Origin of the sequence: Streptomyces stelliscabiei (assembly GCF_014873495.1) — a bacterium.
In the GTDB taxonomy this organism is placed as follows: Bacteria; Actinomycetota; Actinomycetes; order Streptomycetales; family Streptomycetaceae; genus Streptomyces; species Streptomyces bottropensis.
In genome coordinates, this window is the sequence record NZ_JADBGF010000001.1 from 6157781 (window position 1) to 6171981 (window position 14201).

Sequence of the window (14201 nt, forward strand, 5' to 3'; positions counted from 1 at the left end):
CGCCTCGTCCCCCCACGACACCCACCCCGACCGGCCCATGCTCCGGGCCCGACCTGTACGACAGCCCCCAGCATTTCAGCATCGGAACCGCCGGGCACCGCGCAGACGAGGAATTCAGGACAGGAACGGCCGACGAACTGGCCGAATGGCGCGGTCGGCCTGCGCGCCGGGGGTTCAGTCGGCGCTGGAGGAGGGGGTGGGGGAGGTGGGGAGGAGGAGGGGGTGAGGGGGGGGAGGGGGCAGCACGGAAGCGCGTCCAAGGGCGAACCCCTTGGACGCGCCGGTCGAGACCCGCCGTCAGATCCCCGCCGTCAGATCCCCGTTGTGGGATCCCGTTGTGGGATACCCGCGTCAGACCGTTCGCCAGGGCAGCTCCGCCGTCACCCGGGTCGGGCCGCCGGCGGGGGAGTCGACGACCAGGATGCCGTCGACCGCCCCGATCCGCTCGGCGAGCCCCGCCAGGCCGGAGCCGCGCCCGGTGTCGGCGCCGCCCACGCCGTCGTCGGCGACCTGGAGCATCAGCCGGTTCTCGACCTTCCACACATCCACGGTCGCCCGCGAGGCCCCCGCGTGCTTGCTGACGTTCTGCAGCAGCTCGGAGACGGTGAAGTACGCGATGCCCTCGATCGCCGGCACCGGCCGTGCCGGGAGGTCCACGTCCACCTCCACCGGCACCGCACACCGGGAGGCGACCGACGACAGCGCCGCGTCGAGCCCCCGGTCGGTCAGCACGGCCGGATGGATGCCTCGCGCGAGATCCCGCAGCTCCTGGAGCGCCGTCTTCACCTCACCGTGCGCCGAGTCCACCATCACCGCCGCCGCGCGGGGGTCCTCGGCCAGCTTCTCCTTCGCCAGTCCCAGGTCCATGGCCAGCGCGACCAGCCGGGCCTGCGCCCCGTCGTGCAGATCCCGCTCGATCCGCCGCAGGTCAGCGGCGGCCGTGTCGACGACGACGCCCCGGTCCGACTCCAGCTCCACGACCCGCGCGCCCAGCCGCGACGGCCCGAGCAGCGCGCCCACCATCACCCGGTCGACCGTCGTCAGCCCGCGCACGATCCACGGCGAGGCCATCGTGAAGAGCAGTCCGACCAGCGCGGTCACGGTCACCTCGAACGGGTTGTCGAGATACACGGAGTGCGTCTCGTCCCCGTACAGCTGCAACCCGTCCTGCCCGGCCCACACGGGGAACACCCAGAACCACAGGGGGTACGTCAGCAGCGCCCACCCGTACGTCCAGAAGGTCACCGCCACCACGAAGGAGAACACCGACCACGGGAACTGGATCACCGCGTACAACAGCTGCCGCCACGACGACCCGCTGCGCAGCACGGCGCCCATCCACGCCATCGCCCCGCGCCCCTTGGGCCGCAACGGCTCCGGCGCGGACACCTCCACCCCGAGCAGCGCCCGCGCCCGCGCCCGCTCCAGCGCGCCGAACCCCCGGCACCCGGCCAGCCCCGCCGCCAGCACCGGGACCCCGAGGAACGTGATCAGCAGCCCCGCGCCGACCGACACCATCGTCACGGCGTACGTGAACAGCAGGATGCCGACGGGCAGCCCCAGCAGCACGTACCCGAACTCCCGCCAGCTGCGCGCCTCGATCGGCGCCCGCAGCCCGGCCGGCATCCGGTGCCGCCGCTCCTCGCCGCCCCAACTCCCGTACCCGTCCCCGTACTCCGTGGCCATCACCGTCGCCCGCCTTCACTGATCCCGCACTCCCGATGTCGTACACCCACCCTGCTCGCCCCACACCTCCCACACCATGGAGCGAGTCACCGTCTCGACAGGGGGGTTTTCCCCACCCCGCCCAACCACCCGACCCGCCACGGCGCGCGGAGGCGTGCTTTTTGGGGGCGCGGGGAACTGCGCGATCACCGCCACGCTCCACCGCCCGCCCGCCCGCCCGCCCGCGCACGCACAGGAACCGCGACGGCGAGGTGGCGTGCTTTTTTGGGGGCACGGGGAACTGCGCGAACACCCCCACACCCCCGGCCCCCGACCACATACCCCCCCGCTAACCGCCGACGGCACCCCGCCCACGCCAAGGCAACTCCGCCGTCACCGTCGTAGGCCCCCCCACCGGTGACTCGATCACGAACACCCCATCAACCGCGTCGATCCGCTCCGCCAGCCCGGCGATCCCACTGCCCCCATCAAGCCGCGCACCCCCACACCCGTCGTCCCACACCTGGATCAACAGCCGTTCGTCGGACCGCCACACATCCACCGAGGCAGCTCTCGCCCCACTGTGCTTACTGATGTTCTGCAGCAACTCGGACACGGTGAAGTACGCGATCCCCTCGATCGCGGCGGCAGGCCGCGCGGGCAGATCGACGCTCACCTTCACCGGCGCGGCACACCGCGAGGCGACCGACGACAGCGCCGCGTCCAGCCCCCGGTCCGTCAGCACCGCAGGATGAATCCCCCGCGCCAGATCCCGCAGCTCCTGCAACGCCAGCTTCACCTCGCCATGCGCCTCCTCCACCATCGTGGCGGCCGCGTCGGGGTCCTCCAGCAGCTTCTCCTTGGCGAGCCCGAGCCCCATCGCCAGATTCACCAGCCGCGCCTGCGCCCCGTCGTGCAGGTCCCGCTCGATCCGCCGCATGTCGGCCGCGGCCGTGTCGACCACGACCCCCCGGTCGGACTCCAGCTCCGCGATCCGCCGCTCCAGCTCGTCGGACGGCGACAGCAGCGACCGCACCATCACCCGGTCCACGTTCGTCAGCCCCCGCACGATGTACGGCAGCACCGGCCACGCCACGAACAGCCCCGTGAGGGTGATGACGAACGTCGTCACGGCCCACGGCATCCGGATCAGCTCGTACAGCATCGAACGCCAGCCGACGGGATCCTTCACGCTCATCCACACCTGCGCGAAGAACCCCTCGTCCGCCCGCCGCCCGCTGCCCCGGAACGGCAGCGGACTCGGCTCGTCCACCCCCACCCGCAGCAGCGCCCGCGCCCGCATCCGCTCCAGCCTCCCCAGCTGCCGGGCCCCCATCAACGCGGCGGCCAGCAGCGGAAAACCGATCACGGTCAACGTCAGGAAGGCACTGGTGAACAGCACCGTCGTCACGTACACGAACCCGAGCAGCGCGAATGGCAGGTTCGCCAGCAGATGCGCGATCTCCCGCCACGTCTGCGCCCCGAAGGCGAACTGCGCCGGCGGCAGCGGCTCGGACGGCGTCTGACTGGAGGGCAGCGGACGACCGTACGGCCGCCCGGAGCCGGAGGATGGGGATGCGGTCATGCCCACCACCCTGCCCGCCCGCGTCGGCCCCGCGCCATGAGGCGGACCGCCCCGGCCGCCCTGGGGAAAACCCCACCCCACCCCGTCCTGCCCCATGTCGCCCTCTCTCCCCTCGCCGCGCACCGCCCCGTCCCACCCGGGCCGGACCGCGCTCGGGGGTGCCGACCTGTGACGGGCTGCTTACGGTCTCTTTAGCAGGGCCTAGACTCCCGTGCGTACAGATCGTCGAACAGCGAAGTACGTACGGCGTCCGCATCACGTACGTACGAATCGCCTGGCCAGGGGAGCGAGGGACGGACGTGCCGGAACCGACCGTCGCCGTAGCGGCGCAGCCGACCGTCGCCGTAGCGGCGGACTACTTCCAGTCCTACTCGGTGGTCGGGCTGCTCGCCGCCGTGGGCGTGCTCTTCGTCGCCGTCGCCTTCGGCGCGGGACGCCTGCTGCGGCCGGAGGTACCCACCCGGGAGAAGCTCCTGACGTACGAGTGCGGCGTCGACCCCGTCGGCGAGGGCTGGGCCCACACCCAGGTCCGCTACTACGTCTACGCCTTCCTCTACGTCATCTTCGCCATCGACTCGATCTTCCTCTTCCCCTGGGCGACGGTCTTCGCGGACCCCGGCTACGGCGCGACGACCCTCGTCGAGATGTTCGTCTTCCTCGGTTTCCTCGCCGTGGGCCTGCTCTACGCATACAAGAAGGGCGTCCTGGCATGGACGTGACCCCAGAAACGAACGCGCGGCACACGCACCTGCCCCAGCCGGACGCGTCGGAGCCGCTGGACACCCCGGGGCCCGTCCTCCTCCCGGAGCCGAAGCGGCTGGGCGCCCTCGCCCGTCTCGCCCCGGAGCCGATGAAGGTGATCCTCAACTGGGGCCGCCGCTACTCCCTCTGGGTCTTCAACTTCGGCCTCGCCTGCTGCGCGATCGAGTTCATCGCCGCCTCCATGGCCCGCCACGACTTCATCCGTCTCGGCGTGATCCCGTTCGCGCCGGGCCCGCGCCAGGCCGACCTGATGGTGGTCTCGGGCACGGTCACGGACAAGATGGCCCCGGCGGTGAAGCGCCTGTACGAGCAGATGCCGGAGCCGAAGTACGTCATCTCCTTCGGCGCGTGCAGCAACTGCGGCGGCCCCTACTGGGACTCCTACTCCGTCACCAAGGGCGTCGACCAGATCATCCCCGTCGACGTCTACGTCCCCGGCTGCCCGCCCCGCCCCGAGGCGCTGCTCCAGGGCATCCTGAAACTCCAGGAGAAGATCGCCCGGGAGTCCCTCGGGGAGCGGTACGGCCACGGCGGCGGCCCCGGCACGACGACCGGCCCGGCGGCGGGGTCCCGCCCCTCCACGGCGGCCCTGCAGAGCGGCCTGGTGAAGCCGCCCGCCGCCGCGACCGACACCGGAACGGCTCCCGGCGGCGCCACCGGAGTGGAAGTGGGAGACAAGTGACCGGCTGGCTGCCCGCCCCCGCCGAGGAACTCTTCGGCCCGGAGGCCACGGCCGAGGAGTCGTACGACGTCCTCACCGTGGACGTCCCGCCCGCATCCTGGACCGAGGCGCTGCGCACGGCCCGCTCCACCCTGGGCTGCACCTATTTCGACTGGCTGAGCGCGGTCGACGAGCCGGGCACCGGCTTCCGCGTGGCGGCGCACGTGGTGGCCCTGGCCCCGGTCCGCCGCTTGCTCCTGCGCACGACGGTCCCCCACGAGTCCCCGGTCCTGCCGACCGCCGTCGACGTCTACGCCGGCGCGGCCTGGCACGAACGCGAGACCCACGAAATGTTCGGCGTCCGCTTCGAGGGCCACCCCGCCCTGGACCACCTCCTCCTCCCGGAGAACTTCGAGGGCCACCCCCTCCGCAAGGACTTCGTCCTCGCCGCCCGCGTGGCCAAGGCCTGGCCCGGGGCCAAGGAGCCCGGGGAGCCTGCGGCGGGCGCGGCGCACGGCGGCCCCAAGCGCCGCCAGATGCTTCCCCCCGGCGTGCCCGACCCCAACGAATGGGGGCCCCTCAAGGGCCAACTGCCCCCGGCCCCGACCCGCCCGACCCGAGGTGCGGCCCCGCGAGCAGCCGGCGACCGCCCACCCCGTCGCACCCGCACCGCGACCGAGGCCGCAGCCGACCGGCCGACTCCCGGCCCGGCACCGGACGCGGGCGCCGGCGCCACGGTGCCGCGCCGCGCCCGCACGACAGCGGAGGGTTCGGCGAGCCAGACGCCCGCCGGCCAGACGCCCGCCGGTCAGACGTCCGCCGGTCAGACGTCCGCCGGTCAGACGTCCGCCGGTCAGACGCCTGCCGATCCGGCGCCGGACGCGAGCGGCAGTCCCACGGCCCCGCGCCGCGCCCGGAGCGCGAGCGAGGGGTCAGCCACGCAGCGCACCCAGCCGCAGAGCCGGCCCGCCTCGCAGGAGTCGGCCACACCTGAGAGCCGGGCCGCCTCCGATCCGCAGCGCCCCTCCGGCCTCGCGACCGCCCCCGTCGAGCCGACGTCTCCCGTCGAGCCGACGTCTCCCGCCGGACCGCGCCGCGCCCGCAGCGCGTCAGGAGGCTCGGCGAGTCAGCGCGACGCGGCCCCGGACGACACCCCCGGCACCGCCGAGCCCTCGCCGCAGCCGGGCCCCACCCGGCCCGCCCCCCGCAGCACGGACGCCCCTTGGCACCACGCCCGCCCGGCTTTCGACGAGCCGGAGGCGAAGCCGGAGCCGGAGCCCAAGCCCGAGCGCGAATCCGACACCCCGCAGCCCGAGCCCGCCCCGCACGCCGAGCCCGCCCCGCACGCCGAGCCCGCCCCGCAGCCCGAGCCCGCCCCGCACGCCGAGCCCGCCCCGCACGCCGAGCCCGCCCCGCAGCCCGAGCCCGCCCCGCACGCCGAGCCCGCCCCGCACGCCGAGCCCGCCCCGCACGCCGAGCCCGCCCCGCAGCCCGAGCCCGCCCCGCACGCCGAGCCGCCCGGCACACCCCCGGACGACGACGCACCCGAGGACGACGGCACCCCCACCGAAGTCACCCCCCGCGACACCCCTGACCCCGAACACCCCACGGGAGGCTCGCAGTGAACGACGCATCGGACGTCGCCCTGCGACTCCTCATCGTCTTCGTCGTCTTCCTCACCTTCCCCCTGATCATCGGTCAGACCGAGCACAAGGTGATGGCCCACATGCAGGGCCGCCTCGGCCCCATGTACGCCGGCGGCTTCCACGGCTGGGCCCAACTCGTCGCGGACGGAGTCAAGTTCGCCCAGAAGGAAGACATCGTGCCGGCCGGCGCCGACCGCCGCGTCTTCCAGCTCGCCCCCGCCGTGGCCCTCCTCCCGTACCTCCTCGTCCTCCTCGCCATCCCGATCGGCCCCGGCGAGGGCGCCGTCGGCGAGGTCATCGACGCCGGTGTCTTCTTCGTCCTCGCGGTGATGGGCGTCGGCGTCCTCGGCTCCCTCATGGCCGGCTGGGCCTCCGCCAACAAGTTCTCCCTCCTCGGCGGCCTCCGCACCGCCGCCCAGCTCCTCGCGTACGAACTCCCGATGCTGCTCACCGCCGCCTCCGTGGCGATGGCGGCCGGCACGGTCTCCCTCGTCGGCATCCTCGACGCCTTCGAATGGTGGTGGCTCCCCTGGCAGATCGTCGGCGCGATCGTCTTCTTCGTCGCCGGTCTCGCCGAACTCCAGCGCCCGCCCTTCGACATGCCCGTCGCCGACTCGGAGATCATCTTCGGCGCCTACACCGAGTACACCGGCCTCCGCTTCGCCCTGTTCCTCCTCGCCGAGTACGCCGGCATCGTCGTCCTGTGCGGCCTGACCACCGTCCTCTTCCTCGGCGGCTGGCACGGCCCCTGGGGCGCCGACGGCCTCGGCTGGGTCTGGACCCTCCTGAAGACCGCCGTCCTCGCCTTCGTCGTCATCTGGCTCCGCGTGACCTACCCCCGGCTGCGCGAGGACCAGCTCCAGAAACTCTCCTGGACCCTTCTCGTCCCCCTCTCCCTCGCCCAGATCGCCCTCACCGGCGTCGTCAAGGTGGTGATCCAGTAGCCATGGCCCCCATCCCCGGTAGTGGCCTCGCGAAGGGCCTGGCCGTCACCCTCCGCACGATGACGAGGAAGACCGTCACCGAGCAGTACCCGGACGTCCAGCCCGAACTCCCGCCCCGCACCCGCGGCGTCATCGGGCTCTTCGAGGAGAACTGCACGGTCTGCATGCTGTGCGCCCGCGAGTGCCCGGACTGGTGCATCTACATCGACTCCCACAAGGAGACGGTCCCGCCCGCCGCCCCCGGCGGCCGCGAACGCAGCCGCAACGTCCTCGACCGCTTCGCCATCGACTTCTCCCTCTGCATGTACTGCGGTATCTGCATCGAGGTCTGCCCCTTCGACGCCCTCTTCTGGTCACCGGAGTTCGAGTACGCCGAGACCGACATCCACGAACTCACGCACGAGCGCGACAAGCTCCGCGAGTGGATGTGGACCGTCCCCTCCCCACCGCCCCTCGACCCCTCGGCCGAGGAACCCAAGGAACTGGCCGCAGCCCGCAAGACCGCCGAAAAACTGGCCACCGCCCAGGCCACCGAGACGGGCCGAGCCGCGCAGACCGAGAACCCCGAATCGCCGACCGCAGGGGGAGACGCGTGAGCCTCGCCGCAGCCTCGGCCGCCGCCGTCACCACGACGCACCCCGCCCTGGCCTCCACCACCCTGACCGCCGTCGAGACCCGCGGCTTCCTCTCCCCGACCGGGGTCGAGATCGCCTTCCTCCTCGTCGGTCTGGTCACCTTCGGCGCCGCGCTCGTCACCGTCACCACCCGGCAGCTCGTGCACGCCGCCCTGTGGCTGGTGGTGGCCCTCGGCGGGCTCGCCGTCGAGTACCTCCTGCTCACCGCCGAGTTCATCGCCTGGGTGCAGGTCCTCATCTACGTCGGTTCCGTCGTCGTGCTCCTCCTCTTCGGTCTGATGCTCACCAAGGCCCCGATCGGCCGCTCCCCGGACGCCGACTCCGGCAACCGCTGGGCCGCCCTCACCGTGGCCCTCGCCTCGGCCGCCGCCCTCGTCTGGGTCGTCGTCGACGCCTTCCGGACCACCTGGATCGACCTCGACGGCCCCGCCGCCGGCTCCACCGAGGCCACCGGCGAGAGCCTCTTCCAGCACTGGGTCCTCCCCTTCGAGGCCCTCTCCGTCCTCCTGCTCGCCGCCCTGGTCGGCGCGATCGTCCTCTCCCGCAAGGCGAAGCAGGACCCCCCGACCCCGGCCCGCACCCCTCGCCCCCGCAACGCCGACGGCACCGGCAACGGAACAGGCAAGGGCACCGGCACCCCCACCGGCACCAGTACCCCCACCGGCAACGGAGGCGTCCGCTGATGCACCTCGCCTACCCCGCCGTACTCTCCGCCCTCCTCTTCTGCACGGGCCTCTACGGCGTCCTCGCCCGCCGCAACGCGATCCTCGTCCTGATGTCCGTCGAGCTGATGCTCAACGCCGTCAACCTCAACCTCGTCGCCTTCGACGTCTGGCTGAGCAGGGCCGCCGAGGAGACCCTGCACTCCGGCCAGGCCCTGACCCTGTTCACGATCACCATCGCCGCCGCCGAGATCGGCATCGGCCTGGCGATCGTCCTCGCCGTCCACCGCAACCGGGGCACCGCCGACATCGACAAGCTCCGCGACACCGCCGAGCCCCCCACGGACTCCGACGACCCCGACGACCCCGCCCGGGAATCCCGCCGGCCCGGTCAGCCCGGCGGCCCCGAGCGGAGCGAGAAGGCTGAGGCCACCCCGTGACCACGACCACCCTCGCCGTCCTCGTCCCCCTCCTCCCGTTCCTCGGCGCCGCGACCGGCCTCCTCCTCGGCCGCACCGCCCCCGGCTTCGTCCGCCCCCTCGCCGTCCTGCCCACCCTCACGGCCTTCGCCCTCGCCGTGCTGGTCGCCGTACGCCAGGGCGGCGACGCCGCGGTCGACGCGGCCACCCAGCTCACCCCCACCGGTTCGGTCCCCGTCGAACTCGCCCTGTACATCGACGGCTTCGCCGCCCTGGTCGCCGTCCTGGTGGGCCTGGTCGCGACCTGTGTGCAGATCTACTCCACGGGCTATCTCCGCGACGACCCGCGCTACCCCTCCTACGCCGCTCTCGTTTCCCTCTTCACCTCCGCCATGCTCCTCGTCGTCTACTCCGGCGACCTGATGGTGCTCCTGGTCGGCTGGGAGATCATGGGCATCTGCTCGTACTTCCTGGTCGGCCACTACTGGGAGACCCCGGAGGCCCGCGCCGCCTCCCTCAAGGCCTTCCTGGTCACCAAGCTCGGCGACGTCCCCTTCCTGATCGGTCTGTTCGCCCTCGCCACCGACGCCGGCTCCTTCCGCATCACCCGGATCCTGGCCACCGTCGCCGAAGGCGGCCTCGACCACCCGACGCTGATCGCCCTCCTGCTCCTCGCCGGTGTCGCGGGCAAGTCGGCCCAGTTCCCGCTGCACACCTGGCTCCCCGACGCGATGGCGGGCCCGACGCCCGTCTCCGCGCTGATCCACGCCGCGACGATGGTCGCCGCCGGTGTCTACTTCGTCGCCCGCCTCCTGCCGGTCTTCGCCGCCTCCTCGGCGGCCCTGCTCGTCCTCGCCGTCATGGCCGCGGTGACCATGACCGGCTCTGCCCTCGCCGCACTCGCCCAGGACGACATCAAGCGCGTCCTCGCCTACTCGACGATGGGCCAGCTCGGCTACATGACCGGCGCCCTCGCCGTCGGCGACCGGGGTGCCGCCGTCTTCCACCTCATCTCCCACGGCGCCTTCAAGGCGCTGCTGTTCCTCGCGGCCGGCGTGATCATCCACGCCGCCGGCACCAACTCCCTGGCCGCCATGTCCCGCATGAGCCACCTGCCGGCCCGCGTCCCCGACGCCTTCTGGACGATGACCGTGGCGCTGCTCGCCCTCGCCGCGATCCCGCCCTTCAGCGGCTTCTTCTCCAAGGAGTCCGTCCTCGGAGCCGCCGAGCACGCCGCCGGCGGCCACGCCCAGCCCGTCCCCGGCGCCGCCGGCTGGACGGTCCTGGTCGCCGGTGTCGCCACGGCCCTGCTGACCGCCGCGTACGCGACCCGTCTGTGGCTGCTCGCCTTCCACGGCAAGGGCACCGAAGCGCCCGACCACGGCCGGCAGCCCCGCACGATGACCGTCGTGCTGTGGGTGCTCGCCGTCCCCTCCCTCGCCCTCGGCGGGTTCGCCTACGGCAGGCTCCCCGACTGGTTCGACGGCGACGGCCTGGCCCCCACCCTGACCACGTCCGTCCTCGGCACGGGCGCCGCCCTGATCGGCGCCCTGGTGACGTACGCGGCCTGGCGCTCCACCAGGGCCGAGGCCGCCCGTGTCCCCCTGGGCGCCGTCGCGGCCCATCCGGACGCGGACGCCGGCACGGTCGAGGCGGAGGCCATCGCCGGCCACACCCCGGCCTACGGGGACGTGGCCTCGGCGCCCGACCCGGCGGACCCGGGCCGCCGCCTGCTCGGCCCGCTGCACCGCCACGCCGCCGCCGGCTTCCACCTCGACGCCGTGTACGCGGTTCTCTTCGTCCGCCCGGTCCAGGCCGGTGCACGTCTCGTCCGGTTCCTCGACCGCGAGGTCGTCGACACCTACGTCAACGGCGCGGGCGCCCTGCCCCGCCTGCTGGGCGCGGCCGTACGCCGGGCGCAGACCGGCAACATCCAGACCTACGTGAGCGCGCTGCTCGCCGGCACCGTCGTCCTGGTGGTCGCCGCCCTCGTCGTCGCCACGGGAGCGTGAGCAGGCGTGATCGATATCAACGAGTCCGTGATGCAGGTCCTTCTGGCGTTGATCGTCGTCGGCCCGCTCATCGGTGCCGCCGCCGCTCTCCTGCCGGCCCCGCCCGGGCTGAAGGGGACGTCGCCCGAGCAGGCCGTGCTCCGCCACGGGACCGTGGTGACCGGCGCGGTCCTCATCGCCGCGATCGTCCTCGCGCTCGGCTTCGACCACGACCAGCCGTCGAGGATGCAGGCCAGTACGGACATCAGCTGGATCCCGGCACTCGACGTGCGCATCCACCTCGGCATCGACGGCATCTCCCTCCCCCTTCTGGTCCTGACCGCGCTGCTGACCTTCCTCTGCGCGCTCTACTCCTCCTCCAAGATGCCCGCGGGCCCCTCCCCGAAGGCCTTCGTCGCGCTGGTGCTCGTCCTGGAGTCCGGCACCCTCGCGACCTTCGCCGTCCTCGATCTGCTGCTGTTCTTCCTCGCGTTCGAGATGGTGCTCATCCCGATGTACTTCCTCATCGCCCGCTGGGGCGGTGAGCAACGCACACGAGCCGCTTGGAAGTTCATCCTCTACACCCTGCTCGGTTCCGTGGTCATGCTGCTGGGCCTGCTCCTGATCGGACTCAGGGCGGGCACCTTCGACATCGTGGCACTCACCACTGACAATCACCCCGAACTGACCACATCCGTGCAGGTCGTCGCCGCCTTGTCCATCGGGATCGGGCTCGCCGTCAAGACCCCGATGTGGCCGTTGCACAGCTGGCTGCCGGACGCCCACACCGCCGCCCCGACGGTCGGCTCGGTCCTCCTGGCCGGCGTCCTGCTGAAGATGGGCACGTACGGGTTCGTACGCATCCTGCTGCCGATCACCCCGGACGGGTTCCGCACCTTCGCGCCCTACCTCGCCGCCTTCGCGGTCGTCGGCATCATCTACGGCTCGCTCGCCTGCCTCGCCCTCGCCAGGCAGGGCGCGAAGGGCGACCTCAAGCGCCTCATCGCGTACTCCTCCGTCGGCCACATGGGCTTCGTGCTCCTCGGCATCGCCACGATGACCCCGACCGGCGTGAACGGCGCGCTGTTCGCCAACATCGCCCACGGCCTCATCACCGGCCTGCTGTTCTTCCTGGTCGGCGCCCTCAAGGACCGCACCGGCACCACCGACCTCGACACCCTCGCGCGGGAGACCGGCGCCGCCCTCTACGGCAGGGCGCCGCGCCTCGGCGGCCTGCTCGCCTTCGCAGCCGTCGCCTCCCTGGGCCTCCCCGGACTCGCCGGGTTCTGGGGCGAGATGCTGGCGCTGTTCGGCGCGTTCGAGCCCGCCGAGGGCCTCAGCCGCCCGGCCTTCCTCACTTTCATGACGATCGCCGCGTTCGGCACGCTCCTCACCGCCGCGTACCTGCTGATCGTGGTCCGTCGCGTCTGCATGGGTGCCGTGCCGCAGGACCCGCAGGACGGGCCACGGCTCGCGGACGTACAGACGTACGAGTTCGCGGCCTGGACCCCGCTCGTCGCCCTCACCGTCCTCGCCGGCCTCTGGCCCGCGGCCCTCCTCGGTCTGACCGACCCGGCCGTGCAGCAGCTCCTCGCAGGAGGCACCCGTTGAGCCCCTTGGCCCAGCCGCCGGTCCCGGCCCAGGCACAGACCCTGGCCGAGTCCGTCGTCCAGTCCGTCGACTGGCTCGCGATCGCGCCGCCCACGATCGCCGCGGTCGTCGGCCTCGCCGTGCTCGTCGCCGACCTGTTCGTGGGCGACACCAGGAAGGCGGCGCTCGGCTGGACCTCCGTCGCGGGCCTCACGGCCTCCCTGCTGGCCCTGCTGCCCCTCCTGGACGGCGACCGCGCCACCTTCTGCCTGACCGGCGCCCCGGACGTGTGCAGCTACTCCGCGGACCGCTTCACCCTCGTCGTCCAGTTCCTCGTGCTCGGCGGCGCGCTCCTCACCGCCCTGCTGTCGCTGACGGCCCTGAACGACGACGAGAAGGCCCTGCCCGCCGGGGAGTTCTGGTTCCTGCTGCTGTCGTCCGCCGCGGGCGCCGCGCTCCTGCCCGCCTCCCGCGACCTCGCCACGCTCGTCGTCGCCCTGGAGGTCGCCTCGCTGCCCGCCTTCGCGCTCGTCGGCATCCGGCTCGGCGACAGGCGTTCCTCCGAGGCCGCCCTGAAGTTCTTCCTGTCGTCCGTCACCGCCACCGCCGTCAGCCTGCTCGGCATCAGCTTCGTCTACGCCACGACCGGCACCCTGTACCTCACCGAGATCGCCGACCGCATCCAGAACGTCGACGCCCAGCTGCACACCATCACCCAGGCCGGCGTCGTCCTCACCCTCATCGGCTTCGCCTTCAAGACCGCCGCCGTCCCCTTCCACTTCTGGGTCCCCGACACCTACGTCGGCGCCCCCCTGCCGGTGGCGGCCTACCTGTCCGTCGTCGGCAAGGCGGTCGGCTTCTCCGGGCTCATCCTGATCACGGTCGTCGCCCTCCCGTCGTACGCCGACGTCTGGGGCCCCGCCGTCGTCGCCCTGGCCGCCCTCACCATGACCGTCGGCAACCTCGGCGCGCTCGGACAGCGCTCCACGCGCGCGTACAGCGCGGTCCGGCTGCTCGCCTGGTCCTCCGTCGGCCAGGCCGGCTACCTCCTCGTCCCGATCGCGGCCGCCGCGTACGCGGACAGCACCGACGACGCGCAGAAGGCCGTCGGCTCGACGGTCGCGTACGCCCTGATGTACGCGGTGGTGAACCTGGGCGCCTTCGCCGTGGCCGCCCTGGTCGGCCGTACGAAGACCCTGAACCGCGTCAGCGACTACCGGGGCCTCTACGCGTCCCGCCCCCTGCCCGCCCTGCTCCTGGCCTTCTTCCTGCTCTGCCTCGCGGGCCTGCCGCCGGGCGTCATCGGCCTGTTCGCCAAGGTCACCGTCTTCTCGGCGGCCGTCGACGCGGGCCTCGGCTGGCTCGCCGTGGTGATGGCCGTCAACGTGGTGATCGCCCTCTTCTACTACCTCCGGTGGACGGCGCTGCTGTTCCGCACGCGCGCGGACGAGACCGCGGGCTCGACGGCCGGCGCACCCCTCCCGCACCGCGTCCCGGCGCCCCTGACCGCCGCCCTCGCCCTCACCGGAATCGTCGGCATCGCGCTGTCCGGCGCGCCCCAGCTCGTCCTGCGCTTCGCCGGCATCGGTCTCTTCTAGCCGCCCCGCCCACCCGGACGGCCCAGCGGCCGGGCCGCGCGCA

12 protein-coding genes are annotated in these 14201 nt (G+C 72.8%); 10 read left to right on the forward strand and 2 right to left on the reverse strand.

The features are described 5' to 3' along the window. Positions 1-351: 351 nt before the first annotated feature. Positions 352-1686: a sensor histidine kinase gene (locus H4687_RS27270; protein WP_046919889.1), complete on the reverse strand. Its 1335-nt coding sequence runs from the start codon at positions 1684-1686 to the stop codon at positions 352-354. 328 nt (positions 1687-2014) lie between these two features. After that, positions 2015-3250 (reverse strand): sensor histidine kinase, encoded by a 1236-nt coding sequence (locus H4687_RS27275; protein ID WP_097251346.1) that lies wholly within the window; start codon positions 3248-3250, stop codon positions 2015-2017. 299 nt (positions 3251-3549) lie between these two features. Here H4687_RS27275 and H4687_RS27280 point away from each other — a divergent pair, with 299 nt between their 5' ends. The 10 genes from H4687_RS27280 to H4687_RS27325 are packed head-to-tail and all read left to right on the forward strand — an operon-like array spanning position 3550 to position 14158. Beyond that, entirely contained in the window at positions 3550-3969 is a 420-nt protein-coding gene (locus H4687_RS27280) for an NADH-quinone oxidoreductase subunit A (RefSeq protein ID WP_046920355.1), read from the forward strand. Next, on the forward strand, positions 3960-4694 hold the full coding sequence (locus H4687_RS27285; RefSeq protein ID WP_046920356.1) for an NADH-quinone oxidoreductase subunit B: 735 nt from the start codon (positions 3960-3962) through the stop codon (positions 4692-4694). The genes H4687_RS27280 and H4687_RS27285 overlap by 10 nt, the downstream gene beginning before the upstream one ends. Then, a complete protein-coding gene (locus H4687_RS27290; protein ID WP_192781723.1) occupies positions 4691-6298 on the forward strand; it encodes an NADH-quinone oxidoreductase subunit C in 1608 nt (535 codons plus the stop codon). The genes H4687_RS27285 and H4687_RS27290 overlap by 4 nt, the downstream gene beginning before the upstream one ends. Then, entirely contained in the window at positions 6295-7263 is a 969-nt protein-coding gene (locus H4687_RS27295) for a complex I subunit 1/NuoH family protein (protein ID WP_046918786.1), read from the forward strand. The genes H4687_RS27290 and H4687_RS27295 overlap by 4 nt, the downstream gene beginning before the upstream one ends. A gap of 2 nt (positions 7264-7265) precedes the next feature. Then, positions 7266-7859, forward strand: a complete 594-nt coding sequence (locus H4687_RS27300; RefSeq protein WP_046918785.1) for a NuoI/complex I 23 kDa subunit family protein — start codon at positions 7266-7268, stop codon at positions 7857-7859. 47 nt (positions 7860-7906) lie between these two features. Then, positions 7907-8581: an NADH-quinone oxidoreductase subunit J family protein gene (locus H4687_RS27305; protein WP_192781827.1), complete on the forward strand. Its 675-nt coding sequence runs from the start codon at positions 7907-7909 to the stop codon at positions 8579-8581. After that, the gene (gene nuoK, locus H4687_RS27310) at positions 8581-9000 is read left to right on the forward strand and encodes an NADH-quinone oxidoreductase subunit NuoK (protein WP_046917795.1); all 420 of its coding nucleotides are present in this window, start codon (positions 8581-8583) and stop codon (positions 8998-9000) included. The genes H4687_RS27305 and nuoK overlap by 1 nt, the downstream gene beginning before the upstream one ends. Beyond that, on the forward strand, positions 8997-10991 hold the full coding sequence (locus H4687_RS27315; RefSeq protein WP_046917796.1) for an NADH-quinone oxidoreductase subunit 5 family protein: 1995 nt from the start codon (positions 8997-8999) through the stop codon (positions 10989-10991). The genes nuoK and H4687_RS27315 overlap by 4 nt, the downstream gene beginning before the upstream one ends. Before the next feature lie 6 nt (positions 10992-10997). Beyond that, complete coding sequence (locus tag H4687_RS27320; protein ID WP_046917797.1) at positions 10998-12581, forward strand: complex I subunit 4 family protein; 1584 nt, start codon at positions 10998-11000, stop codon at positions 12579-12581. Continuing rightward, complete coding sequence (locus H4687_RS27325; RefSeq protein WP_179860039.1) at positions 12578-14158, forward strand: NADH-quinone oxidoreductase subunit N; 1581 nt, start codon at positions 12578-12580, stop codon at positions 14156-14158. Before H4687_RS27320 ends, H4687_RS27325 begins: the two co-directional genes overlap by 4 nt. Positions 14159-14201 lie beyond the last annotated feature (43 nt).

Coding starts and splice junctions, on each gene's coding strand:
- H4687_RS27300 (WP_046918785.1), top strand. CDS start 7,266: ATGGCCCCCATCCCCGGTAGTGGCCTCGCGAAGGGCCTGGCCGTCACC.
- H4687_RS27285 (WP_046920356.1), top strand. CDS start 3,960: ATGGACGTGACCCCAGAAACGAACGCGCGGCACACGCACCTGCCCCAG.
- nuoK (WP_046917795.1), top strand. CDS start 8,581: ATGCACCTCGCCTACCCCGCCGTACTCTCCGCCCTCCTCTTCTGCACG.
- H4687_RS27275 (WP_097251346.1), bottom strand. CDS start 3,250: ATGACCGCATCCCCATCCTCCGGCTCCGGGCGGCCGTACGGTCGTCCG.
- H4687_RS27270 (WP_046919889.1), bottom strand. CDS start 1,686: ATGGCCACGGAGTACGGGGACGGGTACGGGAGTTGGGGCGGCGAGGAG.